This window comes from Kribbella sp. ALI-6-A (assembly GCF_001984195.1).
Classification (GTDB): domain Bacteria; phylum Actinomycetota; class Actinomycetes; order Propionibacteriales; family Kribbellaceae; genus Kribbella.
Genome location: NZ_MTQN01000010.1, coordinates 233,582 through 258,742, shown reverse-complemented (window position 1 = coordinate 258,742; position 25,161 = coordinate 233,582). Strand labels below are relative to the sequence as shown.

24 protein-coding genes are annotated in these 25,161 nt (G+C 70.1%); 8 read left to right on the top strand and 16 right to left on the bottom strand.

The genetic code is table 11. From position 1 onward, the window contains the following. Positions 1 to 7 precede the first annotated feature (7 nt). A complete protein-coding gene (locus BWI15_RS39400; RefSeq protein WP_168197318.1) occupies positions 8 to 445 on the bottom strand; it encodes a hypothetical protein in 438 nt (145 codons plus the stop codon). Positions 446 to 500: 55 nt separating this feature from the next. Continuing rightward, positions 501 to 3,479 carry a glycine--tRNA ligase gene (locus BWI15_RS15545; RefSeq protein WP_237771370.1) on the bottom strand — a complete coding sequence of 993 codons (2,979 nt, stop codon included), beginning with the start codon at positions 3,477 to 3,479 and terminating at the stop codon, positions 501 to 503. 314 nt (positions 3,480 to 3,793) lie between these two features. On the opposite strand from BWI15_RS15545, the gene BWI15_RS15540 reads away from it, so the two are divergent. The 3 genes from BWI15_RS15540 to BWI15_RS15530 all read left to right on the top strand — a co-directional run bounded on the left by BWI15_RS15540 (position 3,794) and on the right by BWI15_RS15530 (position 6,919). Beyond that, the gene (locus BWI15_RS15540) at positions 3,794 to 4,813 is read left to right on the top strand and encodes a methyltransferase (RefSeq protein WP_083750791.1); all 1,020 of its coding nucleotides are present in this window, start codon (positions 3,794 to 3,796) and stop codon (positions 4,811 to 4,813) included. 242 nt (positions 4,814 to 5,055) lie between these two features. After that, positions 5,056 to 6,003, top strand: a complete 948-nt coding sequence (locus tag BWI15_RS15535; protein ID WP_077015130.1) for an NADP-dependent oxidoreductase — start codon at positions 5,056 to 5,058, stop codon at positions 6,001 to 6,003. A 289-nt stretch (positions 6,004 to 6,292) separates the two neighbouring features. Continuing rightward, positions 6,293 to 6,919, top strand: coding sequence for a superoxide dismutase (locus BWI15_RS15530; protein WP_077015129.1), 627 nt, complete (start codon positions 6,293 to 6,295; stop codon positions 6,917 to 6,919). A 129-nt stretch (positions 6,920 to 7,048) separates the two neighbouring features. On the opposite strand, the gene BWI15_RS15525 is transcribed toward BWI15_RS15530, so the two are convergent. The 3 genes from BWI15_RS15525 to BWI15_RS15515 all read right to left on the bottom strand — a co-directional run bounded on the left by BWI15_RS15525 (position 7,049) and on the right by BWI15_RS15515 (position 9,625). Next, a complete protein-coding gene (locus BWI15_RS15525) occupies positions 7,049 to 7,495 on the bottom strand; it encodes a YdeI/OmpD-associated family protein (RefSeq protein ID WP_077015128.1) in 447 nt (148 codons plus the stop codon). Beyond that, on the bottom strand, positions 7,492 to 8,277 hold the full coding sequence (locus tag BWI15_RS15520) for an alpha/beta fold hydrolase (protein ID WP_077015127.1): 786 nt from the start codon (positions 8,275 to 8,277) through the stop codon (positions 7,492 to 7,494). The genes BWI15_RS15525 and BWI15_RS15520 overlap by 4 nt, the downstream gene beginning before the upstream one ends. 91 nt (positions 8,278 to 8,368) lie before the next feature. After that, positions 8,369 to 9,625, bottom strand: a complete 1,257-nt coding sequence (locus BWI15_RS15515) for an RNA polymerase sigma factor (RefSeq protein ID WP_077015126.1) — start codon at positions 9,623 to 9,625, stop codon at positions 8,369 to 8,371. Positions 9,626 to 9,761: 136 nt separating this feature from the next. Here BWI15_RS15515 and BWI15_RS15510 point away from each other — a divergent pair, with 136 nt between their 5' ends. Next, positions 9,762 to 10,136, top strand: a complete 375-nt coding sequence (locus BWI15_RS15510; RefSeq protein ID WP_077015125.1) for a YciI family protein — start codon at positions 9,762 to 9,764, stop codon at positions 10,134 to 10,136. A 126-nt stretch (positions 10,137 to 10,262) separates the two neighbouring features. Here BWI15_RS15510 and BWI15_RS15505 read toward each other — a convergent pair whose 3' ends face one another. From BWI15_RS15505 to BWI15_RS15495, 3 genes are all read right to left on the bottom strand, one after another. Next, a complete protein-coding gene (locus tag BWI15_RS15505) occupies positions 10,263 to 11,819 on the bottom strand; it encodes an LCP family protein (RefSeq protein WP_083750790.1) in 1,557 nt (518 codons plus the stop codon). Between the two features lie 129 nt (positions 11,820 to 11,948). After that, positions 11,949 to 12,731 (bottom strand): ABC transporter permease, encoded by a 783-nt coding sequence (locus BWI15_RS15500; RefSeq protein WP_077015123.1) that lies wholly within the window; start codon positions 12,729 to 12,731, stop codon positions 11,949 to 11,951. Beyond that, positions 12,728 to 13,681: an ATP-binding cassette domain-containing protein gene (locus BWI15_RS15495; RefSeq protein WP_143465619.1), complete on the bottom strand. Its 954-nt coding sequence runs from the start codon at positions 13,679 to 13,681 to the stop codon at positions 12,728 to 12,730. Before BWI15_RS15495 ends, BWI15_RS15500 begins: the two co-directional genes overlap by 4 nt. Before the next feature lie 101 nt (positions 13,682 to 13,782). Between BWI15_RS15495 and BWI15_RS15490 the strand changes: the two genes are divergently transcribed. Next, a complete protein-coding gene (locus BWI15_RS15490) occupies positions 13,783 to 14,550 on the top strand; it encodes a TetR/AcrR family transcriptional regulator (RefSeq protein WP_077015999.1) in 768 nt (255 codons plus the stop codon). On the opposite strand, the gene BWI15_RS15485 is transcribed toward BWI15_RS15490, so the two are convergent. From BWI15_RS15485 to BWI15_RS15475, 3 genes are read right to left on the bottom strand one after another with little or no spacing between them, the layout of a single operon-like run. After that, positions 14,547 to 15,221 (bottom strand): SDR family NAD(P)-dependent oxidoreductase, encoded by a 675-nt coding sequence (locus tag BWI15_RS15485; RefSeq protein ID WP_077015122.1) that lies wholly within the window; start codon positions 15,219 to 15,221, stop codon positions 14,547 to 14,549. The two genes, BWI15_RS15490 and BWI15_RS15485, sit on opposite strands and share 4 nt — an antisense overlap. A gap of 9 nt (positions 15,222 to 15,230) precedes the next feature. Beyond that, a complete protein-coding gene (locus BWI15_RS15480) occupies positions 15,231 to 16,106 on the bottom strand; it encodes a hypothetical protein (RefSeq protein ID WP_077015121.1) in 876 nt (291 codons plus the stop codon). A 29-nt stretch (positions 16,107 to 16,135) separates the two neighbouring features. Continuing rightward, positions 16,136 to 17,041, bottom strand: coding sequence for a GntR family transcriptional regulator (locus BWI15_RS15475; RefSeq protein WP_077015120.1), 906 nt, complete (start codon positions 17,039 to 17,041; stop codon positions 16,136 to 16,138). Between the two features lie 110 nt (positions 17,042 to 17,151). Here BWI15_RS15475 and BWI15_RS15470 point away from each other — a divergent pair, with 110 nt between their 5' ends. Continuing rightward, on the top strand, positions 17,152 to 18,363 hold the full coding sequence (locus tag BWI15_RS15470; protein WP_077015119.1) for an FAD-dependent monooxygenase: 1,212 nt from the start codon (positions 17,152 to 17,154) through the stop codon (positions 18,361 to 18,363). A gap of 77 nt (positions 18,364 to 18,440) precedes the next feature. On the opposite strand, the gene BWI15_RS15465 is transcribed toward BWI15_RS15470, so the two are convergent. Further along, a complete protein-coding gene (locus BWI15_RS15465) occupies positions 18,441 to 19,031 on the bottom strand; it encodes a TIGR03086 family metal-binding protein (protein WP_077015118.1) in 591 nt (196 codons plus the stop codon). A gap of 138 nt (positions 19,032 to 19,169) precedes the next feature. Beyond that, the gene (locus tag BWI15_RS39395) at positions 19,170 to 19,322 is read right to left on the bottom strand and encodes a hypothetical protein (RefSeq protein WP_168197317.1); all 153 of its coding nucleotides are present in this window, start codon (positions 19,320 to 19,322) and stop codon (positions 19,170 to 19,172) included. An 80-nt stretch (positions 19,323 to 19,402) separates the two neighbouring features. Between BWI15_RS39395 and BWI15_RS15460 the strand changes: the two genes are divergently transcribed. Next, positions 19,403 to 19,969 (top strand): HhH-GPD-type base excision DNA repair protein, encoded by a 567-nt coding sequence (locus BWI15_RS15460; protein WP_077015117.1) that lies wholly within the window; start codon positions 19,403 to 19,405, stop codon positions 19,967 to 19,969. 264 nt (positions 19,970 to 20,233) lie between these two features. On the opposite strand, the gene BWI15_RS15455 is transcribed toward BWI15_RS15460, so the two are convergent. Genes BWI15_RS15455 through BWI15_RS15445 form a run of 3 tightly spaced genes read right to left on the bottom strand, consistent with a single transcriptional unit; the run spans position 20,234 to position 24,126 of the window. Continuing rightward, entirely contained in the window at positions 20,234 to 22,324 is a 2,091-nt protein-coding gene (locus tag BWI15_RS15455) for an iron ABC transporter permease (protein WP_077015116.1), read from the bottom strand. After that, positions 22,321 to 23,295: an ABC transporter substrate-binding protein gene (locus BWI15_RS15450; protein WP_077015115.1), complete on the bottom strand. Its 975-nt coding sequence runs from the start codon at positions 23,293 to 23,295 to the stop codon at positions 22,321 to 22,323. Before BWI15_RS15450 ends, BWI15_RS15455 begins: the two co-directional genes overlap by 4 nt. Positions 23,296 to 23,304: 9 nt before the next feature. Next, a complete protein-coding gene (locus BWI15_RS15445; protein ID WP_077015114.1) occupies positions 23,305 to 24,126 on the bottom strand; it encodes an ABC transporter ATP-binding protein in 822 nt (273 codons plus the stop codon). An 83-nt stretch (positions 24,127 to 24,209) separates the two neighbouring features. Between BWI15_RS15445 and BWI15_RS15440 the strand changes: the two genes are divergently transcribed. Then, entirely contained in the window at positions 24,210 to 24,752 is a 543-nt protein-coding gene (locus tag BWI15_RS15440; RefSeq protein WP_083750898.1) for a GNAT family N-acetyltransferase, read from the top strand. Positions 24,753 to 25,161 lie beyond the last annotated feature (409 nt).

Here is a 25,161-nt window from a genome sequence, read left to right as displayed (position 1 = left end):
CCTCCGATCAAGCGGCCCGGCCATTGTGACCCGGACACCCCTCAGTCGAAGCCCGCCACCAGATCTTGCGATGCGATGCCAAGGTTTCCTCGCCCACCGACTGGCTGATGCAGGAGCACCCCGAGGAGGAACTCGCGTGGGGCCTCCGAGCGCTGGCCTTCACGGACGGACCGACCGACCAACGAGCTATCGAACAAGGCAACCCGGCGGTCAGAACTCCCTCCTGCCGTCCCTCCATCTGAACTCGACCTTCGACTACCCACGCCTCGGCGACGAAGCCAACTGCGACAGAACCCACAGCCGACGGAAACTCTATACTGTTCTTCTCTCTGTTCTTCTCTCTGTTCTTCTCTCTGTTCTTCTCTCTGTTCTTCTCTCTGTTCTTCTCTCTGTTCTTCTCTCTGTTCTTCTCTCTGTTCTTCTCTCTGTTCTTCTCTCTGTTCACGCCAAAGGGCGCCCGGTCCGGGTGGACGGGGCGCCCTTTGGCGTGGTTGGTGCTGTCAGTTCAGGCTGGTGCCGAGGGCCTGCCAGTCCAGGACCGGAGCGGCGAGGTCGCGGATGGTCGCAAGCAACCCAAGGCGAGCGGCCTTGACCTGCGGGTCCTCGGCCATCACCAGGATCTCCTCGAAGAACGTGGTGATCGGCTCCACCAGCACCGTCGCCGCGGGCACGAACTCCGCCAGCGTCGTCGGGGCCGGCGTGACCTTCTGGACGGCCTCGTGCAAGACGACCTCGGCGGGTTCGGTGAGCTTGCCCGCGTCGTACGACGGCTCGGTCTCCGGCGGCACGATTCGCCGGACCCGCTGGAGTACGGCGACCAGCTCGGCGAAGCCTTCGGTTTCGACCTGACGGCGCAGCTCGGCCAGTGTCTCGTCCGCGGTGGCCGGCGCTTCGGCCAGCGGGAGTACGGCGGCGACCTGGTCGTGGTCCTCGCCGCGGTCGATCAGCTGCTGCTCGTACCGGCGGACGGAGAACTCCGCCACCTCGGCCAGCGACTCCGCCGGCACCTCGATGCCTTGAGCACCGATCTGCTCGGCGGCGGCCGCGAGGCCGACGGGCAGCGTGATGGCCCGCAGCTCCGGGTGCTCGCGCAGGATCGCGACCACACCGGCTGCGGCGCGGCGCAGCGCGAACGGGTCGGAGCTCCCGGTCGGCTTCGCACCGATCGCGAACAGCCCGGCCAGCAGGTCGAACCGGTCGGCCAGCGCCAGCAGCGCGCCCGGCGTCGTGGCCGGCACGGGGTCACCGGCCGATCGCGGCAGCTCCATGTCGTACAGCGCCTGCGCGACGGCCTCGGTCTCCCCCGAGCGGCGCGCGTACTCGCGCGCCATCGTCCCGGCCAGGCTGGTCAGCTCGACCACCATCTGCGAGCCGAGATCGAACTTCGCCAGCTCGGCGGCCCGGCGCAGCGTGGTCAGGTCGTCGCCGGCCAGCTCGACGGTCCCGGCCAGCGACAGCGCGATCTGGCCGATCCGCCCGGCCCGCTGAGCCATCGACCCGAGCTTCTGCTCGAAGGCGAGCTTGTCGAGCCCGCCCTTCATCGCCTCCGGCGTGGTCTGCAGGTCGGCGCGCCAGAAGAAGCTGGCGTCCTCGTACCGGGCTCGCAGCACGCCTTCGTTGCCGGCGCGGACGACGTCCGGGTCGACCGAACCGTTGGCCACGGCAACGAAGTGCGGCAGCAGCGTGCCGTCGGCGGCGCGGACCGGGAGGTAACGCTGGTGCTTGCGCATCACCGTGGTGAGGATCTCGGCCGGAAGGTCCAGGTAGCCCGGCTCGAAGCCACCGAGGATCGCGGTCGGTTCCTCGACCAGGTTGACGATCTGGTCGATCAGCGCCGACTCGCCCTCGACGTCGACACTGCCGCCGACCGACGCGGCCAACTCCTGGGCGGCGGCGACGATCTGCTCGCGCCGGCGGGCCGGGTCGGCCTCGATGCCGTGGATCCGGAGCAGGTCGAGGTATCCCTCGGCGGCCGCGATCTCCACCGTCGGCTGGGCCGCGGTCCGGTGCACGCGAGTGGTCCGTCCGGCCGACAGCGTCGACGCGGCGACCGGGACGATCTGGTCGCCGAGCAGCGCGACCAGCCAGCGCACCGGCCGGGTGAACGACAGCTTCGCGTCGTTCCAGCGCATGTTCTTGTCCGAGCGCAGACCGCTGACGATCTCACTCAGTACGCCGCTGAGCACCTCCGCGGCACCGCGCCCCGGGTCGGGCTTGGTCACCGCGACGTACGTGACGCCGTCGACGTCCAGGTCGTGCAGCTCGGACGGGTCGACGCCCTGGCCGCGGGCGAACCCGGCGGCCGCCTTCGTGATGTTGCCGTCGGCATCGAAAGCGGCGGCCTTCTTCGGCCCGCGGGCGATCCGCTCGGCGTCCGGCTCCATCGCCTGCACCTCGGTGACGAAGGCAACCACCCGGCGCGGCGTCGCGTACGTGCTGACCTTGCCGTGGCCGAGCCGCGTGGCGGCCAGCTTCTCGGTGAGGGCCTTGCGCACCGACTCGGCGGTCTTCGCGACCTCCGACGGCGGCATCTCCTCAGTGCCGATCTCGAACAGCAACTGCCGTGTCCCGGTGACCTTCGGGAACTCCGTCGGCTCCGGCGCCGCGGCCGGCAGCTCGGACTGGCCCAGCGGGTACTCCAGCTCGGTCCGCCGCTCGGCCCACAGCTGGGCGACCTCACGGGCCAGCGTGCGCATCCGGCCGAACGCCTTCGCGCGCTCGGTCGTGCTGACCGCGCCGCGGGAGTCCAGCACGTTGAAGGTGTGCGAGCAACGCAGCACGTTGATGTGCGCCGGCACCGGCAGGCGGGCGTCGAGCATCCGCCGCGCCTCCGCGGCATACTCCTCGAACAGCCGCTTCTGGCTCTCCACGTCGGCGTCGTCGAGGTAGTACCGGCTCATCTCGTACTCGGCCTGGCCGAACGCTTCGCCGTACGAGATGCCGGGCGCGTAAGCGATGTCCTTGAAGTGCGAGACGCCCTGCAGCGCCATCATGATCCGCTCGATGCCGTAGGTGATCTCCACCGACACCGGGTCCAGCGTCATCCCGCCGGCCTGCTGGAAGTAGGTGAACTGGGTGATTTCCAGTCCGTCCAGCCAGACCTCCCAGCCCAGACCCCACGAACCCGTCGCCGGGTTGGCCCAGTTGTCCTCGACGAACCGGACGTCGTGGGCGTGGATGTCGATGCCGAGCACTTCCAGGCTGGCAAGGAACAGCTCCTGCGGGTTGCCCGGGTCCGGCTTGAGCACGACCTGGAACTGGGTGTGCGTCTGCAGCCGGTTCGGGTTCTCGCCGTAGCGGCTGTCGTCGGGGCGCACACTCGGCTCGACGTAGGCGACCCGCCACGGCTCGGGACCCAGCACCCGCAGGATGGTCGCCGGGTTCAGCGTGCCGGCCCCCACCTCGGTGTTGAACGGCTGCACCACCATGCAGCCCCGGTCGGTCCAGTACTTCGTCAGCGCGAGCAGCGCGTCCTGCATGGTGAGCACGACAAACCTCGAGTTCGGTGTTCGGGGGATCCGGGACCCAGGCGGCCGGGCTCGCCACCGGGATCGACCCCCGAAGTCTATTCGCACCGAACAGTGACTCGCGCCACGCGTCACCGACCGACCACTCAGCGCCTCGAAACCGCGTCGCCAGGCCCGGTCGATTGTCGTAGCGTCGCCCGGGTGACCAGCCCTGATCACGCGTCCGTCGTTCACTGACCGACCCGTTCCCGCTCCCCCGGCCGCCGTTCGGTCGCCGGGCGAGCCGCGCTGCCCTCTGGTCACTTCTTTCGCAGCAGGAACGGCTGATGGACTCACTTCTCGTGATCGACGACGCCTGGTCGGCGTCGCGTGCACTACAACCAATCGAACGCGGCTCGCGCCTGCTCTGGCAGGGCGACTGGCACAACGGACGGCAGGTGGTCGCCGCGATCAAGCGGCGACTCAGACCGTCGGCAACCGGATTCGCCGACTACCGGCGGCAGCGGGGACGCCAGGTAAGGGCGGTGAACGCGGTGCTGGTCGCGCTCACCTCCCAGTACGACGTGGAGCTGCGGCGCGCGCCTGACGTACAACAGGCTTGCCGGGAGGCCTACGGCCCGCCTACCGGCGATCGACTGGTGCCGCTGCAGGAACTTCTCGGGGTGATCGGCGCACACCAACTACGTCGACGAGGCGTGGAAGTTCCGGCGCTGGGAGCGCGAATCCATCCGCACTATGGAGTCTTCGCCCCCACCCGCTCCGAGTACGTCGAACTGGTGGCGAACACGCCGTCCCGCAGCGAGCGTGCCTTCGACATCGGCACCGGGACAGGCGTTCTGGCGGCGGTGCTCGCTCGGCGTGGATTGAGAGTCACGGCCACGGATCTGGATCCACGGGCGGTGGAGTGTGCGCGGGACAACTTCCGGCGGTTGAACTTACCGGCAGACGTGCTGCGGACGGACCTGTTCCCGCCAGGACGGGCCGACCTGATCGTCTGCAACCCACCCTGGATTCCCGCCCGGCCGATCACACCGCTCGATCGCGCGGTCTACGACGAGGACAGCCGCATGCTGACCCGGTTCCTCGACGGCGCGCGCCATCACCTGGAGCCGGGTGGCGAGGTCTGGCTGATCCTGTCCGATCTGGCCGAGCACCTCGGACTCCGCTCGCGAGCTGACCTACTGGCAATGGTCGACCGGGCCGGGCTGATCGTCGCGGGACGGGCCGACATCGCGACCAGACATCGGCGAAGTTGGGACCGGGGCGATGCTCTGGCCGCCGCCCGGGGCAAGGAAGTCACCTCGCTGTGGCGGCTGGCCGAGGTCGATCGGCCTCCGGGTAGCTGAGCGACGCGGACGTGCACCACTGTCCAACGCGCCAATCTGCGGGTTCGGAGGCCGGAGCTGAGCGTGGCCGGGGCTCTTGGCCGGTGCTTGGTCAGTGGTGCACGTTCACCCGATCTCGTGCAAGTCGGTCATCAGGCCTCCCTTGCGGTAGTACTTCCCGATGGGTAGTAGCAGTCCTTGCGGGAAAGTACCGTCCTGCAGATAGCTTCCCGAGCGTCAGACAGACCGTGGGAAGGAATGCGATGAGAGCGATCAGCCAGGACGAGTTCGGTGGGCCGGATGTGCTGCGTGTCGTCGAGGTGGAGCGGCCGGAGCCGTTGCCGACCGAGGTGCTGGTCCGGGTGCACGCGGCCGGCGTGAACCCGGTCGACTACAAGACCCGGGAGGGCAGCGGCGTCGCCGGCATTCTCGGCACACCGCCGTTCGTGCTCGGATGGGACGTCGCGGGCGTGGTCGAGCAGGTCGGCGGCGGCGTCCACACGCTGGAGGTCGGCGACGAGGTCTTCGGCATGCCGTGGTTCCCGCGCGCGGCGTCGGCGTACGCGGAGTACGTGACGGCGCCGTCGCGGCAGTTCGCGAAGAAGCCCGCGAACCTCTCGTACGCCGAAGCCGCCGCCGTGCCGCTGGCCGGGCTGACGGCGTGGCAGATCCTGACCGCCGCGGCCGACGTGCAGGCGGGTCAGCGGGTGCTGATCACCGCGGCGGCCGGTGGTGTCGGGCATCTGGCCGTGCAGTTCGCCAAGGCACTCGGGGCGCACGTGACCGGTACGGCGAGCGCCGGCAAGCACGCGTGGCTGCGCGAGCTCGGTGCGGACGAGTTGGTCGATTACCACAGCACGGCCGTCGACGAGGTCGTCGCGGACATCGATGTGGTGGTGGACCTGATCGGCAGCGAGGCGACGCTGGACCAGGCGATCAAGGCCCTCAAGCCGGGTGGCCGGCTGGTCGCCGTACCGTCGGGGACTTCGGCGGAGTTGGTCAGCAAGGCGAAGGCGGCCGGGGTGCAGGCGACCGGGTTCCTGGTCGAGCCGGACGGGCATGCGTTGGGTGAGATCGCTCGGCTGATCGAGGCCGGGAAGGTGCGGGTCGAGGTCGAGCAGGTGTACCCGCTGGCCGAGGCAGCGAAGGCGCACGAGCGGATGGAGTCGGGGCGGACGCGGGGCAAGCTGGTGCTCGACACGACCGTCTGACCGGTAGGCGCGGACCAGGGTCCGAGAGGTGGTTTCAGAGGTGGTGGCTCTGAGGCCGGGTGCTGTGATGAGACTGGGAGACCTCCGGCGTGGGTGCGTGGCCGGAGTATGTGAAGCTGGAGGCGACCGGCACGTTCCGCGTGAGCGGCGACGGGCCGGGCACCTGGTCTGGGACCATGCCGCCCAGCGTGGCGACTTGACCTCAACCGTGGTTGAAGTTTCAAGCTGGTGCCGCTGCAACAGGACATCGGAGAACCGGCCCCGCGCGGGCCCTGACGAAGGAGCAGAGTTGACCACGTACACGCTTCCCGACCTCACCTACGACTACGGCGCACTCGCGCCGCACATCGCCGGCGAGATCATGGAGCTGCACCACTCCAAGCACCACGCCACCTACGTGAAGGGTCTGAACGACACCCTCGAGAAGCTGGCCGCGGCTCGCGAGAGCGGCGACTTCGGCTCGATCGTCGGGCTGGAGAAGACCCTCGCCTTCAACCTGGGCGGGCACGTCAACCACTCGATCTTCTGGAAGAACCTGTCCCCGGAGGGTGGCGACAAGCCGACCGGTGAGCTGGCGGCCGCGATCGACGAGGCGTTCGGCTCGTTCGACGCGTTCCAGGCGCACTTCACCGCCGCGGCGACGACCATCCAGGGCTCCGGCTGGGCGATCCTCGGCTGGGACGCGCTGCAGGGTCAGCTGCTGATCCACCAGCTGTACGACCAGCAGGGCAACCTGCCGGCCGGGCAGATCCCGATCGTGATGCTGGACATGTGGGAGCACGCCTTCTACCTGCAGTACAAGAACGTGAAGCCCGACTACGTCAAGGCGTGGTGGAACGTGGTGAACTGGGCCGACGCCCAGGCCCGCTTCGACGCCGCCCGCAGCAACGCCGGTGGTCTGATCACCGTCGTTTGATCCGTACCTGCAGCGTCCGGAGCGACGAGCTCCGGACGCACCGCAGGGCCCGCCGCGCTGCGCGCGGCGCAGGAGAGAGAGCGCGCCCGCCGCCCCGACGGCTAGGCGCTTCGCGCCTGCCTGCACGCGTCACCGCTGCCCGCGACCTGACGCCAGGCGTTCCACCGCCTTCTCGATGCGGTTGGCTCGGGTTTCCGGCTTCTTGGCCTCTTCGATACCCAGCACGAACCAGCGACGCTGGCTGTACGACAGCCCGTCGAAGAACTTCCGCGCCTCCGGTCGCGCGTCCAGCGCCGCGGCGAAATCCGCGGGGACGTCCACCTCGCGGGGTGCGGTGTCGAGTTCCAGCTCGACCTCGACCTCGTCGCCGCCCGCGACCCCGGCCGCTGCGCGGTTGTCGGCGTTGACGCCGACCATGTACTTGCCGCCCATCACCGCGATCGTGCTGCGATAGGTGTGCTCACCGATCGTCACCCGGACGGCCGGCTTCTTGCCCGCGCCGAACGACTCGACGATCTCCGGCGGCACCTCGATCCCGACCTTCGTCGTACCGATCAGCACGGTCCGGAACTTCATCGCGCACCTCCGAAGAACTCCTTGAGCGCCCGCGCCATCGCGGCGGGGTCGACGTTGTGTTCCTGCCCGTCGAGCGTGCCGTGGCTACCGTCCGGCAGCTCAGCGGCCACCGCCTGGTTGCTCTCGACCATCCACGGCCAGGACGCGCCGCCGGTGAGCACCCGGGTCGGCACCGTCACCCGGCGCACCGCCTCCACCGGCACCGAGTAGTCGCCCATCACCGTCGCGTCGTACGCGAGCGTGTGCGCGATCGCCTCCTGCGCCGGCCACCACGGCGACTGCTTCGCCATCGCGACGAACTCGGCCGGCAGCCCCACCACCTCCGCCATGAAGAACTCCGCCGCCGCGTCCCGCCGGCCGGCCGCGACGAAGTCCCGGAAGATGTCGGCCGTGTTCGCCGGCGGCCGGGGCCGCCCACCTTCCAGAATGTACGGCGGCTCCCACAGCGCGAGCCGCTCGACCGGGCGCCCGGAGGCCGTCGCCAGCAACGCCAGCGCGGCACCGGACGACGTTCCGTACAGGCAGGCCGATCCACCGGCCGCGGCGAAGATCGCGTCGAGGTCCTCGAACTCCCGCTCGACCGCGTAGACCTCCGCGTCGCCGGAGTCGCCCCGGCCGCGGCGGTCGTAGTTGTAGACGGTGAAGTGCTCGGCCAGCAGCGCGGCCAGCGGCGCGTTCGACATCCGGTCGACCGAGCCGCCGCAGACCAGGACCACCGCGGGTCCTGCGCCGAGCCGGTCGAACGCGATCGTGGTGCCGTCCGCCGAGGTGACCTTCTCCATGAGTGCTCCTAGGGTTCGGGGCCGTCCGTCCGGCCTCACACCACTGCGTCGAACACTCCCCTCGCGGATCGACACCCCTTCCAGGAAATCTTCAGCAGGCAGCGGCCCGGTCCAGCAGCAGCGCCCGCTCCCGCTCGTTCCGGGTCAACGACGCGGCGCGCTCGAACTCTGCCCGCGCCTCCGCCAGCCGCCCGAGCTTGAACAGCAGATCGCCCCGAACACTCGGCAGCAGGTGGTAGTCCTTCAATGCCGGCTCGTCGCGCAGCGCGTCCACCGCGATCAGCCCGTTCTCCGGCCCGAACGCCATCGAGATCGCGACCGCGCGGTTCAGCTCGACGACCGGCGAGGGCACAACAGCAGCCAGTACGGCGTACAGGCCGGCGATCCGCGCCCAGTCGGTGTCCTCGGCCTCGGCCGCTCGCGCGTGACAGGCGGCGATCGCGGCCTGCAGCAGGTACGGACCGGGCTCGCCTTCCAGCGCCCAGGCCCGGTCGATGCTCTCCAGACCGCGCCGGATCAGCAGCCGGTCCCAGCGGCGGCGGTCCTGGTCGAGCAGCAGCACCGGCTCCCCCGACGGGCCGGTACGGGCCTTCGCGCGGGACGACTGCAGCTCCATCAGTGCGAGCAGGCCGTGAACCTCGGGCTCCTTCGGCATCAGCTCGGCGAGCAGCCGGCCGAGACGGATCGCCTCGTCGCAGAGCGCCGGACGCATCCAGTCGTCGCCCGCGGTCGCGGAGTACCCCTCGTTGTAGATCAGGTAGACGACCTCGAGCACCGACGACAGCCGGTCCAGCAGTTCCTCGCCGGACGGTACCTCGAAGCCGACCTCGGCCTTGGCCAGGTTCCGCTTCGCACGGACGATGCGCTGCGCGATGGTCGCCTCGGGTGCGAGGAACGCGCGGGCGATCTCGTCGGTCTTGAGCCCACCGAGCAACCGCAGCGTCAGGCTGACCCGGGCGTCGGTGGTGAGCACGGGGTGGCAGGCGGTGAAAACCAGCCGGAGCAGGTCGTCCTCGATGGTGTCCTCGAGAATCGCCTCGACGTCGTCCTCGACCGAGTCGCCGTCGATCTCCAGCTCGTGGCCCAGCTCGGCGAGCTTGCGCTGGTAGGTGTCCTTGCGGCGGATCAGGTCGATCGCGCGGCGCTTGGCGATCGTCATCAGCCAGGCGCCAGGATTTTTCGGTACGCCGGACTCCGGCCACTGCTCGAGCGCCGCGACCAGCGCGTCCTGCGCGAGCTCCTCGGCCAGGCCGACGTCGCGCACGATCCGTGCGACCCCGGCGACGATCCTGGCCGACTCGATCCGCCAGACCGCGTCGATCGCCCCGTGCGTGTCCGTCACCGTCACCCGACCGATAGAACAGCACGACCGGGGCCACGGCAAGCGGCGTACCGGAAATGCTCTCGGCGGGTGTGTCGATGTTCGGGTGACCCGGTCGACGTGAGAGTAAGTGTTCGACCGACGAGCGAGGGAGTGGCAGCAGATGCGTTACATGATCATCAACAAGGCCGACGAGGCCAGCGAGGCCGGCCGGATGGTGAGCGACGAGGTCGCCGGCAAGGTCGGCGCGCTGGTCGACGACCTGTCCAAGGCGGGCGTGTTGCTGGTGGCCGAGGGTGTGCACCGCAGCGCGCTCGGGGCCCGGGTGAAGGTGACCGGCGGCAAGCGCACGGTGACCGACGGCCCCTTCGCCGAGACCAAGGAGCTGATCGGCGGCATCATCATCGTCGACGTCCGCAGCAAGGACGAGGCGATCGAATGGGCCGCTCGCCTGGCCGAGGCCCTGGACGACGAGGTCGAGGTCCGCCGCGTCGTCGACGAGGCCGACTTCGGCCCGGACTCGGACCTGTTCAACTGACCGCGGCGCGTACGCCGATCCGCCGCCACCGGCTGAGGCTTCGGCCCTGAACCGGCAACCTCGGACAGGTTGGGTCCTGTCCGAGGTCCAAGGTTCATGGTCGGGGCCACAGCACGGCCGCCCGGCTCAGCGCCCGTTCTGGGTGCCGGTCGGGTTGTACGCACACGCGTCGCGCAGATCCTCGGTCGGCCCGGGGGGCGTGGCCGCAGGTGCGCCGGGCCGATTGAGGGCGGTCGGCTTGCCCGCAGTCGGGGTGACCGGCGGCGGTGTGGTGATGACCGGATCGTGCTCCAAGGCCTTCGCGATCGTCTCGCGCAGGCCGGCGTAGTCGGGGTGCAAGTACTTCAACCGAAGTTTGGACTGGTCCAGCGAGACGTTGGAGACCGTCGCCGACTTCACACGCAGGCCGAGCTGGACCATCGCCGGCAGCAGCTCCTGCGGGATGTCGGTCCGCAGCAGGTTCTTGCCCGCCCGGGCGATCGCCTGGTACTTCGTGGCCAAGGTCTTCGGGTCGGCCGCGTCGACGATGCCCTTGATCGCGCAGCGTTGCCGGATCTGCCGCTCGTCGTCGCTGGCGCCGTACCGGCCGCGGGCGAACCACAGCGCCTTGAAGCCGTCCAGGTGCTGGTTCGGGCCCGGCTCGAGCCACTGGCCGGGCGGGATGTGCGCGCTGCTGACGCCGCCCATCGCGACCCGCTCGTTGACGTTGACGGTGATGCCGCCGAGCGCGTCGACGATCTGGTCGAAGCCCTGCAGGTTCACCTGCAGGTAGTAGTCGATGTCGAGCCCGGTCGCCTCGCCGACCGACTGCTTGACCACGTCGGCGCCCTCGTTGTCGGACGGGCCGAGAATGCCGGGATGCATGGCCGGGATGTTCTGGTACATCGCGGTCAGCATCCACTCCAGCCGCCCGGTCAGGCTGAGGCCCTCCCGGCCGAAGCCGTTCGGGTAGATCTTGTGCAGCGGCGAGTCCTTCGGGAACGGCATGAACATCAGCTGCCGCGGCAGCGAGATCAGCGCGGTGTCACCGGTTTTCGTGTCGATGCTGGCGACGATCACCGTGTCGGTCCGTACGCCGGTCCGGCCCTTGCCGTCGTCGCCACCGAGCAGCAGCAGGTTGAGCCGGGGTTTGTCCTCCCACGGGTCCTTGACGTTGACCGTCTCCGGCCGGGTCGCGCTCTTGCTTTCGCCCTGGGACACGAAAACGTTCTCCACCAGGTCCCGCTGGGCCAGCACACTCTGGACGCCGAGCGCGGCCGGCGCGGTGATCGCGAAGCAGAGCAGCCCGACCAGGATCGCCCCGGCGGCCCGGCCGCCGGGCCCACCCGTTGCCGGACGCAACAATCGGTGGGACGCGACGACCACCACGACCCAGCCGAGCGCCAGGACGCCGATCCCGATCGCGATGCCGAGCAGCCGGCTCGGGACAACGATCGTCTGCGCGACGTCGTCACGGCGCCAGAAGGCGGCGTACAGGCCGAGGCCGACCAGTCCCAGAGTCAGCGTGAGCACGGCCGCGCCGAGCCGGCGGCGGCCGCCGAGGATCAGCCCGCTTCCGGGCAGCAGCGCGCTGAGCAGCGTCAGGCCGAGGGACTGCGGCACGGTCTTCGCCGGGGTCCGCCGCCGTTCGGGCGTGCCGGTAGAGCTCCCCGCTGCGCTGGTGGCGCGTGCACGACGACCCATGATTCCCCTGTCGATGCCCCATGGCCTGGGCACCAGGTACCCAGGCCGCACACTTCTTCAGACGTTGGGCGGGGTCGATCGGTTGACGTCGGGTCCAGTCTAGCCGCGCACGCGCCACCCGCGCGGAACTCACCGGGACAGGTTGCGGAACTTGCGCGCCGACAACGGCAGGAAAACGACCACGAGCAGTAGTGGCCAGATCACCGCGCCGGCCAGGGCGTGCTCACCGATCCAGGACTCGGCGGTCGCCCCGGGATTGCCGAACAGGTCGCGGGCCGCGGTCGCGGTGGACGACATCGGGTTCCACTGCGCGATCGTGCCCAGCCAGTCCGGCATCGTCGAGGTGTTGACGAACGCGCTGGACAGGAACCCGATCGGCCAGATCGCCACCTGGATCGCCATCACCGACTGGGCGTTGCGCACCGACAACCCGATGAAGATGCCGAGCCAGAGCAGCGCGAACCGCAGCAGCAGAAGCAGGCCGAACGCCGCCAGCGCCTCCGCCGGCGACTCGTGCCATCGCCAGCCGAGCGCCAGCCCGGCCGCCGCCAGGATCACGAGCGTGACCGCCGAGTCGAGCATGTCCGCGATGCACCGGCCGAGCACCACCGCGGCCGAGCTCATCGGCAGCGAGCGGAACCGGTCCGTCACCCCCTTGGCCGCGTCGGTGGTGATCGCGGTCATCGTGCCCTCCAGCCCGAAGAGCATCGACAGCGCGAAGATGCCCGGCACCAGCAGCTCGTAGTACGACCGGCCCTCCGGACGCTCCATCGCTCCGCCGAGCAGCGCGCCGAACATCAGCAGCATCAGGATCGGGAAGAACCACCCGAAGATCACCACGCCGGGCTGCATCCGCCAGTGCGTCAGCGTGCGCAGCGCGATCGTCCACCCGTCGGCCAGCGCCCATCTCATGCCGCCACCTCCGATCCGGTCAGGTGCAAGAACACTTCGTCGAGGGTCGGTCGTCGTAACGTGATGTCCTCCGGTTCGATCTGTACGTCGCGCAGCGCGATCGCGACGTCCACCAGTGCTTTCGTGCGGTCCCGGACCGGGACGCTGACTGTCAGGTCCTCGACCCGGACCTCGCCGTCGGCCAGCCGTTCGACCAGCGCCAGGACCTTCTGTACGTCGGCCGGATCGGCCAGCACCAGGTCCAGCCAGTCGCCGCCGAACTGCGCCTTCAACTCATCAGGGGTGCCCTCGGCAACTACTCGTCCGGCCCGGAGCATCGAGATCCGGTCGGCGAGCTGGTCGGCTTCTTCCAGGTACTGCGTGGTCAGCAGCACCGTGGTACCGGCCCGGACCAGGTCGCGGACGGCCGACCAGACCTCGCGCCGGCCCGCCGGGTCCAGCCCGGTGGTCGGTTCGTCGACGAACAGCAGCGCCGGGGCGACGATCAGGCTGGCGGCCAGATCGAGGCGGCGGCGCATCCCGCCGGAGTACTTGCTCGCGGCCTGGTCCGCGGCCTCCAGCAGGGCGAATCGTTCGAGCAGTTCGTCGGCCCGCGCCAGGGCGGTTTTGCGGGACAGGTGGTTGAGCCGGCCGAACAGCACCAGGTTCTGCCGGCCGGTGAGGATCTCGTCGACCGCGGCGTACTGGCCGACCAGGCCGATCCGCTTGCGGACCTCCTGGCCCTGGCGGCGCACGTCGTACCCGGCGACGGTCGCCCGGCCGGAGTCCAGGTCGAGCAGGGTGGAAAGGATCCGGACCGCGGTGGTCTTGCCGGCGCCGTTCGGGCCGAGCAGTCCCACCACCGACCCGGCGCTCACCTCGAGGTCGAAGCCGTTCAGGCCCGCTCCCTCGGTGCCGCCGGGGTAGTTCTTGCGCACGTCGTCCGCGACGATCACGCGTTCTGTGGACACTTGCACCTCGTTTTCACCGTTGCTGCTTCCGTAGGCCGTACCGTACACCGTACGACTCCGGTACGATCGGGTCAACGACGAGCGGTTGGAGTTTGTTCCCGGTGAGTCCGAAGAAGTCCGCGGCGCCCGATCCGGCGCGCAGTCTGGCCCTGCTCTGGGGCAGCCACAGCAAACCCGGGCGCTCCGGGCTGACCGTCCGGGCGATCGTCGAGACGGCGATCGAGCTGGCCGACGCCCAGGGGCTGGAGGCGGTCTCGATGCGGCAGGTCGCCGAGCAGCTGAAGGCCGGGACGATGTCGCTCTACACGCACGTCCCGGGCAAGGGCGAGCTCACCGACCTGATGTTCGACACCGTGTACGCCGACCTGTACGCCGACGTGGACGAGCCGGCCCGGCAGCCGGACGGGTGGCGCGGCGGGATGGAGTTCGTCGCGCGGCGCAACTGGGAGGTGCTGATGGCGCATCCCTGGATCCACGAGGTGCCGGCGATCCGGAACGCGCTCGGGCCGAACATCACGCTCAAGTACGAGGCCGAGCTCCGGCCGCTGGACGGGCTCGGGCTGACCGATGTCGAGATGGACTCGGCACTGACGCTCGTCCTCACCCACGTCCAGGGCACGGCGCGGGCGGCCGCCGAGCATCAGCGGACCCAGCGCGAGAGCGGGCTGACGGATCAGGAGTGGTGGCTGACCACCGGCCCGCTGCTCGACCGCTACATGGCCGGCCTCGCCGACCGCTTCCCCGTCGCCGGGCGGGTCGGCACCGCGTCGGGCGAGCAGCACCAGGCCGCCCTCGACTCCGACCACGCGTTCCGCTTCGGCCTGGATCGGATCCTCGACGGGATCCAGTTGTTGATCGACCAGCGTTAGACCGGGATGTGGGCTCCGGTGATCGCGTCGGAGTCGATCAGGAAGCGGATCGCGATGGCGATCCGGCTGGGTGGTGTCCAGTTCGTGGTGTCGGCGCCCGGCCTGGCCGCGCGGTTCGCCGGAGTGTCGATGGTGCCGGGCAGGATCGTGTTCACCCGGATGTGGTCGCCGGCGTACTCGGTCGCCAGCGCGTCGGCGAAGGCGATCACACCGGCCTTCGCGGTGATGTAACCGGCCGCCCCGGAGAACGGCTTGAGCGCCGATTGGCTCGACGTACAGACGATCGATCCGCCGCCGTTGGCGATCAGATGCGGTACGGCGGCCCGCGTCATCAGGTAGAGCGGCCGCAGGTTGATCGCGAACTGCCGCTCGAAGTCCTCGACCGGCGTCTCGTGCACCCGCTGGCCCGACGCGAACCCGCCGACCAGGTTCACCAGCGCGTGCAACGGCGCGCTCTCCTCCGACGTCGCCAGCGCGATCACGTCCGCGGCCCCCGCCGGATCCGACAGATCCGCCAGGACCGGAGCCAGCGCCGCATCCGTCCCGAGCGCCGCCAACGACTCCTCACTGCGCCCCGGCACCACCACCCGCCACCCACCCGCGAGCAGCTCGGCCGTCACCGCCCCACCCAACCCACCGGTGCCCCCGGCAACAATCACGCTCCGCTTCATCCCGGCAGCCTACTCCGGCAGGGCCAAGGTGCGGCCGGCGTCGCGCGCGGCGTTGATCGAGCGGGTGAAGGTGTCCTTGAGGGCAGCGGCCTCGTCGGCGAAGCCCTGGACGACGCTGGTGTCGCCGGCTGGTTCGGTGCGGGCGAGGAGTTCGATGTAGCGGTCGCCGTCCTCGAGCGCGGCTTCGGCGCGCAGGGCGGCGTCGGCGGAGCGGACGCGGTCGGCATACTGCTCGAGCAGCTCGACCTTGCGTTCGATCGCGTCGACCGATCGGCCGAGCGCGCGTCGTTGCGGACCCAGGACGGCGTCCAGCTCGGCGGTCGCCATGCCGCGGGCGATCTCCTGCTGGCGGGCGCGCAGGACCGACTGTTCGTGCAGGACCTGGCCGATGTCCCACAGCTGCTCGGGCAGGACCAGTTCGTTCTGCATCTCGTCGAGCAGGCCGCGTTGCGTGACCGTTGCCTCCAGCACCGTTTTGACCGCGCGCTGCGCCCGGGTCAGCAACCGGATGGCCGGTTCGTCGAAGTCCTCGGCGAGCAAGTAGTTCCCGTGCTGGCGCCGGACGGCCTTCCGCCCGCGATCCTCGACCGCCGACCGCACCGCGACCGCGCCGGTCGCGACCACTGCCACAGCGGCCAGCGCCACCGAGGCCCACGCCGCGATCTCGGTCGGCAGCGTCATCGCCAGGACGATCAGGGCCAGGATCCACCCGCCGACGCAGACCGCCAGCCAGACCAGCAGCGTGCCGAAGGTGTTCCCGGGCGCCTCCGACCACGACGTACGCCGTTTCGGCCGCGGCTGACTTGCCGGCACGAACAGCTCAGGTCTGCGCTCGAACAACCGGCGTACCTCGATCGGCACCCCGGGCGCGAACACCGGCTCCATCGCGACCTCCAGCTCTGGACGAACGACACTCAGCGTAGCCGTGCGCGCACCCGTTCGAGCTGTACACCCAGCCCGTCGAGCACGAGTTGCAACCCGAACTCGAACCACCGGTCCAGGTCGAAGTCGAAGTCGAATCCCTCCCCCAGCCCGCGGAATCCCGCCATGCCCGCCGCCAGGACGGCGAGCTGTTCGGCCTGCTGCTCGCCCCACTCGTCGGCGGTCATCCCGGTGTCCTGCTCGGCCAGCGCCTCCGCTTCCAGGCTCAGCGCGACGCTGCGCACGTACCCGAAGACCGTGATCGCGGTGTACATCGCCGTGTCCGCATCCACCGAGAACTCGCCGACCGCCCGCAGGACGGCGTCGGTGTGCGACAGCAGACTCGGCAGCATCTGCGGCCGGCTCAGCGTGATCGCGCCCGGCAACCACAGGTGCCGCCGGTACGCCGCCCACTGCAACCGCGCGGCCGTCTCGATCCCCTCGCGCCAGCTCGCCGGCTCACCCGGCGGGACCGGGAAGTCCGCGAACGCCCGGTCGACCATTTGCAGCACCAGCGAGTCCTTGCCGCCGACGTGCCGGTAGAGGCCCATCGTCGACACGCCCAGCTCGCTCGCGATCCGCCGCATCGAGAGCGCGGCCAGACCCTCGGCGTCGGCCAGCGCGATCGCGACCCGGACCACCTCCTCGCGGCTCAACGCCGGATCGGCCGCCCGGACCGGCGTACGGCGTGCCGGTCCGACCACCGTCCCGACGCCCGGGCGCGAGTGCACCAGGCCTTCCTGCTGCAGGGTCGTCAGCGCCTTGGTCGCCGTCGCCATCGCGACGCCGTACTCGCGCATCAGCTCGCGGGTCGACGGCACCCGGTCGCCCGGGGCGAGCTCGCCGGTGCTGATCCGTTGCCGGATCCCGGCGGCGATCTGCTGGTACGGCGCGCTCATCGTCCTCCTAGTGCCCTAGTGCACCGGCGCCTGGACTGGACGGCGTCTCTGCCGACCCGGCACCGTTGCTGCGTACACCGTACAGCGCACTACCTCGAAGGGACATCACGATGAAGGTACTGATCAGCGGAGCCGGAATCGCCGGACCGGCCCTGGCGTACTGGCTGCAGCGCGCCGGCTTCGAGCCGACGGTGGTCGAGCTCGCCGCGGCGCCACGGCCGGGCGGCCAGACCGTCGACATTCGCGGCGTCGCGCAGGAGGTCGTCCGCCGAATGGGCCTGATGCCGGCGATCAGGGCGCGGCGCCTGCCGGAGAAGGGTCTCGCGTACATCCGCGCCAACGGCAAGCAGGCCGCCGCCATGCCCGCCGAACTGCTGGACGGCGCCGGACCGGTCGCCGAGATCGAGATCCTGCGCGGCGATCTGTCCGAGCTCCTGCTCGCCGCGACTTCGGACGTCGAGTACCTGTACGGCGACTCGGTCACCGGCCTGACGCAGACGGCCGACGGCGTCCGGGTGAGCTTCGCGACCGCGGCCGATCGCGACTTCGATCTGGTCGTCGGCGCCGACGGCGTGCACTCGCGGATCCGCGCTCTCGCCTTCGGGCCGGAGGCGGAGTTCGTGCACCACCTGGGCGGGTACGGCGCGTACTTCACGATCCCGGCGCCGGAGGACCTCGACGGCTGGATGAAGATCCACAACGCACCCGGCGGCCGCTGGGTCGGACTGCGCCCGGACCACGACCCGCGGTTCGCTCGCGCGCTGCTCAGCTTCCGCTCGCCCGAGATCAGCTACAACCGCCGCGACGTCGAGGAGCAGAAAGCCCTGCTGGCCCGGCGATTCCAGGACGTCGGCTGGCACGCTCGGAAGGTTCTCGACGGGATGCGGACGGCCGAGGACTTCTACCTCGACAGCACCAGCAGCGTCGTCGTACCGGAGTGGTCGCGCGGGCGGGTCGTGCTGCTCGGTGACGCCGGGTACTGCGGTTCCCCGCTGGCCGGCCACGGTACGGCGCTGTCGCTGGTCAGCGCCTACGTACTGGCCGGGGAGCTCGCCGTGGACGGCGATCACCGGCGCGCGTTCCCGGCGTACCAGGAGGTGATGCGGGAGTACGTCGTGCAGCGCAGCGCGTTGCCTCCGGGCGGCATCGCGATGGCGCTGCCGATGAGCGCGCTCGGGATCCGCGGCCGGGACCTGATGATCCGAACGATGACGTCCCGGCCGTTCCGCGGCGTCCTGGCGAAGGTCGCCGCGGCGGAGCCGGACGCCATCGAGCTCCCGGACTACGCCGCGCTCACGGCGGCACGTCACACCGCGCCCTGAGCACCGCTCAGCCGCGAACGCGCCGTCGAGACGGCTGCCCCGTGCTCAAAGTGGCTCTCGTGAGGTGTCGACAGGCCTCAGTCGAGCGGTGAGACCCAGTCGGGATTGCGGCCGAGCAGGGCGAGCAGGGTGTCGAAGTCGGAGGCGTCGCCGGGGATCTTGACCGCGCGGTCGAAGGCGGCGCCGGGACCGCGGCTGCTGTCGGTGTCGGGGATCCGGCGGGCCAGGCCGAGCGCCATCTCGACCATGTCGAGCGGCGGGTCGTACGGGATGTCGATCGCCTTGGCCAGATCCCAGGCGTGCACGATGCAGTCGAGTTGGTGGAACGTCAGCGCGACCCGGCGCGGGAACGTCCCGAACTCGCGGACCTCGATCGGCCGGTCCAGTGCGCCGCCGTCGGCGAACGCCTCGGCGACCTTCACGTTGGACCGCCGATACGCACCCGCCGGATTGTCGCCCAGGCGGCCGCCGTTCCAGGTCTGCACCGGTGCCGAACCGTTCGCCGCCGCGGCCGCGAAGCCCTCGTTGTCGCTGACGATGTGCCGCAGCAACCCGCGGACGGTCCAGTCGGGACAGGGCGTCGGGAACCACAACTGCTCGGCCCGCACCTGCATGACCACCTCGCCGAGCACCGCTCCGGCCCGTCGATCCAGATCCCGGACGTCCATCCGCATCCCCTCCCGTAGGCCTGCCCTTGCCGAGCATAGGCCCGCCCTCGGCGTCGCGCCGGATGTCCGGCGTGGATCCACGGGTTAACCCGCACGCGGGCGTCGGCCGCCTGCGCAGCCGTACGGCGGGGGTTCGGGTCAGCCCAGCTCGCGCAGGCCGACCGCGCGGTCCTGGTCGATGTTGCGCCCGGCATCGGGATCGCCCGGCGCCGTCCCGGGCACCGACACGACGGTGTCCTCGATCCGGATCGGGTCCGGCAGCCGGCGGTAGTCGTTGACGGCCTCGCTCATCGGGAACCTCCGGACTCGGGCGGCGGTGGACCTCCAGTGTGCAGTACCCCGAGGTCCGCGCGGCGTGGAATCATGCCGGTATGGGCTTCCAGATCGCCAACGAACCAGAGGCCGACCAGGTCCTCGACCAGTACCCGTTCGCCGTCCTGGTCGGGATGATGCTCGACCAGCAGTACGGCATGGAGCACGCGTTCCGCGGCGGATGGAAGGTCTTGAGCCGCTTCGGCACGCTCGACCCCGCCGCGATCGCGGCGGCCGACCCGGAGGAGTTCAAGGCGCTCTGTAGCCAGCCGCCGGCGATCCACCGCTTCCCCGGCTCGATGGCCGCCCGCCTCCAGGAGCTGGCAGCCCTGATCGAGTCCAAGTACGACGGTGACGTCACGCGCCTGTGGACCGAGCCGACCACCGGCAAGGAACTGCTCAAACGAGTCCAGGAACTGCCCGGTTTCGGCAAGCAGAAGGCGCAGATCTTCGTCGCCCTGCTGGCCAAGCAACTCGGCGTCAAGCCCGACGGCTGGGAAGCCGCCGCCGGCGACTACGCCCTGGACGGCTACCGCTCGGTCGCCGACGTGGTGGACGCCGACTCCTTGCTGAAGGTCCGCGAGTACAAGCAGGCGAAAAAGGCCGCCGCCAAAGCCGCGGACTGATTCACCCGAGCTGCCCGATCCGCGCGACGGTGTACCCGGCCTTCGGGCACACCCAGTCCCAGCTCGGCCCGCCGCGCAACCAGACCGACGCGTAGAACGGGTCACCGCCTGCCGTTCACGCCGTCAGCGGGTCGTCGACTCCGAAGTGCGTACCTGCACCACTCACCAAGCGACCTACGAGCCCCGTCAGCGACCGCGGTCAGGCGTGCCATCGGCGTCGGGCCGGGGTTTGGTGAGTGGTGCAGGTACAGGTACGCCGCTGCGTCAAGGTCTGGTGGTTCGCGTCCGCCACAGGAGGTAGACGAAGTACGGCGCGCCGATCATCGCGGTGAGCAGGCCGGCCGGGATCTGGGCGGGCGCCAGGACCGTGCGGCCGATGGAGTCGGCCACCGAGACCAGGACCGCGCCGAGCAGCGCCGCGACGGGCAGGAGGCGGGAGTGGCGGCCGCCGACGAGCGCCCGGGCAGCGTGCGGGGCGACCAGGCCGACGAAGCCGACCACGCCGATCGCCGAAACCGCGGCTGACGTCATCAACGCGGCGGCGGCGAGCGCGAGCAGGCGGGTGCGTTCCAGCCGTACGCCGAGGATGCGCGGCACGTCGTCGTCCAGGGAGAGCAGGTCGAGCTCCCGGCGAGCCAGAACCACGACCGGCGTGAGCACGACCAGGGCCGCCGCGACCGGGATGACCTGCGGCAGCGTCCGGCCGTACGTGCTGCCGGAGAGCCAGGTCATCGCCAGCGCGATGTTCCACGGATTGGTGTAGACGATGACGAAGGTGATGATCGCGGTCGTCGCCGACGAGACGCCGACCCCGATCAGCACCAGCCGGTCCGAACTGAGCCCACCCCTCCAGGAGACCAGATAGACCAGCGCGAAGGTGCCCAGCGCGGCTGCGGACGCCACGCCGGACAGCAGCCAAATGCTTGCCGAAGGCACCACCATCAAGGTGACCACGGCACCGACTCCGGCGCCACCGGTGATGCCGAGGATTCCCGGCTCCGCCAGCGGATTGCGGCAGACGGCCTGCACGGTCGCCCCGGCGATCGCCAGCGCCGCACCGCACAGGATCGCCGACAGCACCCGCGGGAACCGCTGGTCCAGGACGTAGGTGATCGCCCGCCCCGACCGCCCGTTGATCCAGTTCGCGATGTCGCCGGTCTTCAGAAAGGCGTCGCCGGCAAGCATCGCCACGACCGCCGCGCCGACCAGCAGCACGGTCAGCACACCCGTGACGATCCAGAACGTGCGCACACTCCGCAGCCCGGACGACGCGCCGGCCGGCGTACGGCTCGGCCCGGAGTCACGGTAGCGACGCGCCAGCCACACCAGCACGATCGCGCCGACGAGCATCGTCATGATGCCGGTCGGAATCTCCACTCCGGCCTGACCACCGAGCACAGCCCGCAGTACCACGTCCGCCCCGAGCACCACGAGGATGCCCGACAACCCGGACAACGGCAGCAGCACCCGGTGCCGCATCAACCCCGGCACCAACGGCGCGACGAGCCGCACGAGCACCGGCGCGACCAGCCCGACGAACCCGACCGGCCCGGCCACCGTCACCGCAGCCGCCGAGAGCATCACTGTGACCAACGTGATGAGCACCCGCGTACGCCGTACCCGGACGCCCAGGACCGATGCCGTGTCGTCGCCCAGCGAGAGAAGGTCGAGCCGCGACGCCAGCCACAACGCCGCAACCAGACCGGCGATGACGATCGGCGCCATCTGGCCGACGGCGTCGAGGTCGGTCTGGACCAGCGTCCCACTCCCCCAGGCGAAGCTGCCGATCGTTTCCTCGCGACGCAGCAGCAACAGCAACGTCGTCAGTCCCGACAACGCCATCGCCACCGCGGACCCCGCCAGGATCAACCGGGTCGGACCAGAAGTCCCACCGGCCGACAACGCCAGTACCAGTACGGCGGCCGCGAGCCCGCCGAGGAACGCGACGCCACCCGCGGGCAGAACCGGCAGCGGGATTCCGAACGCGGCGACCGTCACGACGGCCAGGTACGCGCCCGCGTTGACGCCCAACGTGTCCGGCGAGGCGAGCGGGTTACGCGCCAGCGACTGGAGCCCGGCGCCCGCGACGCCGAGCGCGAGACCGACGAGTACGCCGGCGAGCAGCCGCGGCAGCCGCGAGGCGATCAGCACGTTCGCCGAGTTGTCGGTGCCCTGCCCGAACACCAGCCGCAGCAGATCTCCCGCGCCGACCGACGAGGTCCCCTGCGTGAGATGCACTCCGGCCAGTACGACGACCGCGGCCAGCGCGATCACGAACACCCCGGCGACGCGGATCCGCCGTACCGGCTGGAGGGCCTCGGCGACCCGCGGCCGCTCGGTGGTCAGCTGGGTCAAGAGGTGACTGCCTGCACGGTGGCGTCGATGAACTGCTCGGTCGACTTCGGACCGCCGAACATCCAGATGCCGTCGGGCAGCCGGTGCACGCTGCCCGACTTCACGAACGGCAGGTTCTTCCAGATCGCGTTCTTGGCCAGGTCGCCGCCGAACACGTCACCGCCGTCGGAGGTCGAGGCGATGTAGAGGAAGCTGCCGTCGCCGAGCTTGGTCAGACCTTCGACGTCGGTCTGGGCCAGGCCGTAGTCCGGGTCGCCCTCGCCGGTCCAGTTGTTCTTCAGGCCGAGCTCGCCGGCCACCGCACCGAGCAGCGATCCCTTGGTGAACATCCGGATCGAGATCGTGCTGCCCTGCTTGTAGCCGTCGGCCATCGTGAAGCCCTCGCCGGCCTTGCCCGCGTCGGCGATCTTCTTCTTGCCCTCGGCAACCGCCTGGTCGAACGCGGCGTTCGCCTCGGTCGCCTCCTTGGCCTTGCCGATCGAGGCACCGACCAGCTCGAGGTTCTTCTTCATCTGCGGGATCGCGTTCTTGGCGTCGGCGCCGCGGACGACCAGCACCGGCGCGGCCTTCTCCAGCTGCGCGATCGTGCTGGCGGACTCGTCGGTGGTGGTGATCACCAGGTCGGGGTTGAGGGCAACGATCGCGTCGACGCTGGACTCACCGCGGGTGCCGACGTCCTTGACGCTCGCGTCCAGCTTGGCCGCGGTGACCCAGGTGGTGTAGCCCTTCACGTCGGCGACGCCGACCGGCATCACCCCGAGCGTGATCAGGTTCTCGACCACGCCCCACTCCAGGCCGACCACCTTGGCCGCCGGCTTGGGCAGGTCGATCTTCTTGTTGCGCGCGTCGGTGACCGAGACCGGCTGGGCGGCGACGGGAGATCCGTCGGACTCCGTCGCGGCCGGCTCGCTGCTGCCGCAGGCGGTCAGGGCCAGCAACAAGCCGGCGGCCAGGGCGGTGACTCTTCTCATCGGGGAACCTCAGATGTTTTGAAGGATGTGCCGGTGCAGATGCCTGCCGACCGGCTGGGTGCTGATCCGCCCGGTGGCCGGGTCGGTGCTGGCGTCGATCCGGATCCCGTAGGTCTCCGACAACGCCTCGGTCCGCAGGACTTCGGCCGGCGTACCGGTCGCGCGGACCCGGCCGTGGTCGAGCAGGACGATTCGGTCGGCCACGTCGGCCGCCTGGTTCAGGTCGTGCAGTACGACGCCGACCGCCACGCCGTGGTCGTCGGCCAGGTCGCGCATCAGGTCGAGGATCTCGATCTGGTAGCGCAGGTCGAGAAAGGTGGTCGGCTCGTCGAGCAGCAGGACGCCGGTGTCCTGCGCCAGACAGGTCGCGAGCCAGACGCGCTGCAGCTCGCCGCCGGACAGCTCGTCGACGGCCCGCTCGGCCATCGCGGTCACGCCGGTGACGTCCATCGCGTGCTCGATCGCGGCGTTGCCGTCCGGGTCGTCGGTGCGCCAGCGCCCGCGGTACGGGTGCCGGCCGTAACCGACCACGTCCCGCACGCTGACGCCGTTCGGAGTCGGCCGCGACTGCGAGAGCAGCGTCACCTTCTGCGCGAACTCCTTCTGCGACAAGGCCAGCGCGTCCTCGCCGCCGGGCAGCGTCACCGTCCCGGCCTCAGGCTTGTGCAACCGCGCCATCGCCCGCAGCAGCGTCGACTTCCCGCTCCCGTTCGGGCCCACCAGGGCAGTCACCGCGGCCGGCTCGATGCGCAGCGCGGCATCGTCGACCACCAACCGCCCGTGATACCCCAGCCGCAACCCGGCGCCCGCCAGCCCCACCGACTCTCGCATGGGAGGAGGGTAGCCTTACCTAACCTGACTTGTCAGCTTCGCGGAAGGTGATCGAGCCGACACCGTTGCTCCAGAATGACCGGATGGTCATGCTCGAGACTCCCCGTCTGATCCTGCGTCGCTGGCGGGAGGAGGACGTCGCCCCGATGGCGGCCGTGAACGCCGATCCCGAGGTCATGCGGTGGATCCGGGACGGCAGCGTCCGTGACGAAGAGCAGACGCGCGAGGGGATCCAGGCGTGGGAGCGCGAGTGGGAGTCGGAGGGCTTCGGCCTGTTCGCGGTGGAGATCCGGTCCACTGGCGAGCTCGCCGGATTCACGGGTCTTTCGGTGCCGCACTTCTTGCCGGAGATACTGCCGGCCGTTGAGGTCGGTTGGCGGCTGGGACGTTCTCACTGGGGCGCTGGTCTGGCAACCGAGGCCGCCGCGGCCGCCGTACGGTTCGGGTTCGAGCAGCGAGGCCTGGAGCGGATCGTGAGCATCGCGCAGGTGGGCAACGACGCCTCCGAACGGATCATGATCAAGCTGGGGATGCAGCCGGTCCGGGAGACGGTCAATCCCACCAGTGGTCGGCGAGTACGGGTGTATGAGCTGTCGTCGGATCAGTACGTGCCGAGCACTCGGTGATGGCGGCGCCACGGCTCGCTCGATGTCTCGAAATGATTGGTGCACACTCGACCTGCACGCCCAGAGTGTCCTAGACCGTGTCGCCAGTCGCGCAGGCGCCACCGCCAGGCGGCGCCTGTTGAACTCACTTTCACTCGCGCGACCTAGGAGGACTCCCAGCCGCGCCCAGATTCGGCTCTGTGCGCCCCTGCGCATTCCTTCTATAGGCACTTGTATGCACGTCATTCACAACAGGCATGGGTCAGGCGGGCTGTGACAACAGTCCTTGCTGCGGCGCCAGGCGGCCCTCGGCAGGGCGGGTTCTCTTCATGCCTGCCTCACTCTTGAACTGGGCCTCGCCGGTTGAACTCATGCTGGCGTGTCATCGAGGTTGCCCTCGTCTCCAAGCTCCGCCCAGCCCACCGCTGCC